Origin of the sequence: Corynebacterium kalidii (genome assembly GCF_022869005.1) — a bacterium.
In the GTDB taxonomy this organism is placed as follows: Bacteria; Actinomycetota; Actinomycetes; order Mycobacteriales; family Mycobacteriaceae; genus Corynebacterium; species Corynebacterium kalidii.
Genome location: NZ_JALIEA010000001.1, coordinates 1 through 1,800 on the forward strand (window position 1 = coordinate 1; position 1,800 = coordinate 1,800).

General features: G+C 67.8%; 3 protein-coding genes and 1 pseudogene. All 4 read left to right on the forward strand.

The window, feature by feature from the left end:
- A partial coding sequence (locus MUN33_RS14010; protein ID WP_255804810.1) for an MspA family porin occupies positions 1-150 on the forward strand: 150 nt, incomplete at its 5' end.
- A 137-nt stretch (positions 151-287) separates the two neighbouring features.
- Complete coding sequence (locus MUN33_RS14015; protein ID WP_255804804.1) at positions 288-662, forward strand: hypothetical protein; 375 nt, start codon at positions 288-290, stop codon at positions 660-662.
- 173 nt (positions 663-835) lie between these two features.
- A complete protein-coding gene (locus MUN33_RS00015) occupies positions 836-1,180 on the forward strand; it encodes a hypothetical protein (protein ID WP_244802866.1) in 345 nt (114 codons plus the stop codon).
- 24 nt (positions 1,181-1,204) lie between these two features.
- Positions 1,205-1,800, forward strand: a pseudogene (locus tag MUN33_RS00020) (hypothetical protein); the annotation flags it as partial.

Genomic DNA, 1,800 nt, shown 5'->3' on the forward strand with positions numbered 1-1,800 from the left:
CGCGCCTCCGCCGGATTCACCGGCGCACACCTGCAGGTCAACGGATGCGCCGGACCAGTGAGCATCCGCTCGTACGTCACCGTGTCGACCACCTCCCCGACCTCGGTCGACGCGGTGAGTGTCTACGGCACCGCCACCCGCATCCGCTAGAACACCCAGCCCAAAGCACCGGTATGCACCGGTACGCACCGGTACGCACCGGCATTTTCGACCCGGTGTCGCCCGGCCTGGTCTCTATGACGAGACCGCCTGTCCCGACACCATCTACCCAGGAGTTTTCAGCTGTCATGACCTCGACAACCACCACCGGCAACACCCGCAACCGCAGCCCCCGCCGTGGTCGTCGCCTTGCCGGCGCCGCCGCGATGGCGTTGGCCGCCGCCACGGTCACCGCCGGGATCACCGCCCCCACCAGTGCCGCCGCGACGATGGGCACCTACATGGCCCACGGCACGACGGTGGACTGCATCGTCTACCACGATGTGCGCGTCGGCCCAGTTATCGCCGGCACCACCGACGGCAACTGCCGTACAGCCACCGGTGAGTACACCCCCGGCGCAGGGACATACCCCGGGGCGTGGTTCATCGGCAGTGTCGCCGCCCCTGACGGCAACGTTTACAGCGGGCTCGTGTTGAACCAGTGGAACCTCCCGGTGCACTGATCAACCGTCCCACGTTGTCCGTCGGCACCCCGCGAGTGCGCGCGCAGGGTGCAGAAACATCCACCCGCGTCGACGGGAACCATTCACCGCACAACACACCGACTGACCAGGATTGACGACACCGGCACGGTCGCCGGCGACGCTGACCCCCGTTGAGGATCCGTGATTCACCCATGAGCACCACCACCCAGCCCACCGACACCGCATCAGCGACGCCAACGCCAGCGTCTCTGCCGGTCACCGCCAGTACCCCCGACACCGACCAGAACGACGGGAAAGACGACACCACCACCGAACCGATGTGGATCCCGGTATCGAAACTGATCATCGGTGTCCTCGTCGTCCTGGCTGCACTGACGTTCTCCGAGCACATCGCCGAACCGATCGACACCTACGGCTATGTCCCGGTGATGTTCTTCTACATCATCGTGATGATCATCGGCGGCGGACTGATGGTCTCCGGGTTCATGACCCTGTGGACCAAAGCCACCACCGCCGGTTCGAACTCGCAGCGGTAACACCGGACATAAGGAAACGCCCCCGTGACCACCACACCCCACCAGCCCGGTCAGCCCAGTCAATCCCGACTGCGTCGCTACGCCGCCGGCCTCGCCGCCGCTGGACTGCTGTCCACCCCACTGCTGTTCACCGCCACCGGCAGTGCCGTCGCCGACCAAGAGACCCCGGCCGAGCGGTGCCAACGCCAGACCGCCGAATACAACGCGGCGATGGAAACCGCCTGGCGGGCCGCCCATCCTGGCCAGGAGCCCACCGGCAACGAGTGGCCCCCGTTCGCCTGCCACGACATCCCCACCCCGACCCTGCCACCGGGACCACCACCCGGCGGCGGGGACAACGGTAACGGTGCTGGTGGTGCAGGTGAGTCCGGGGCAGGGCGCACCCACCACTACCAGGGCTTCGACCAGCCCGAGGGGCAGTACCGCCAGGACATGGACCTCGGCGGGCCACGGACCGGCCTGGCCGACCGCATGGACCAGCGGCGGGACACCAGTGAGCCCGGCACAGCTACCGACACCACCGGTCCCTCGGCCGGGGACACCGCCCGGTCGAACGTGCGCCAGGTCATCCCCTGGAACACCACCGTCACCGACGACAACGGCGACTCCCGGCAGGTCCG

Excerpts from the sequence above, each read along its gene's own strand:
- MUN33_RS00015 (WP_244802866.1), top strand. The coding sequence starts at position 836 with ATGAGCACCACCACCCAGCCCACCGACACCGCATCAGCGACGCCAACG.
- MUN33_RS14015 (WP_255804804.1), top strand. The coding sequence starts at position 288 with ATGACCTCGACAACCACCACCGGCAACACCCGCAACCGCAGCCCCCGC.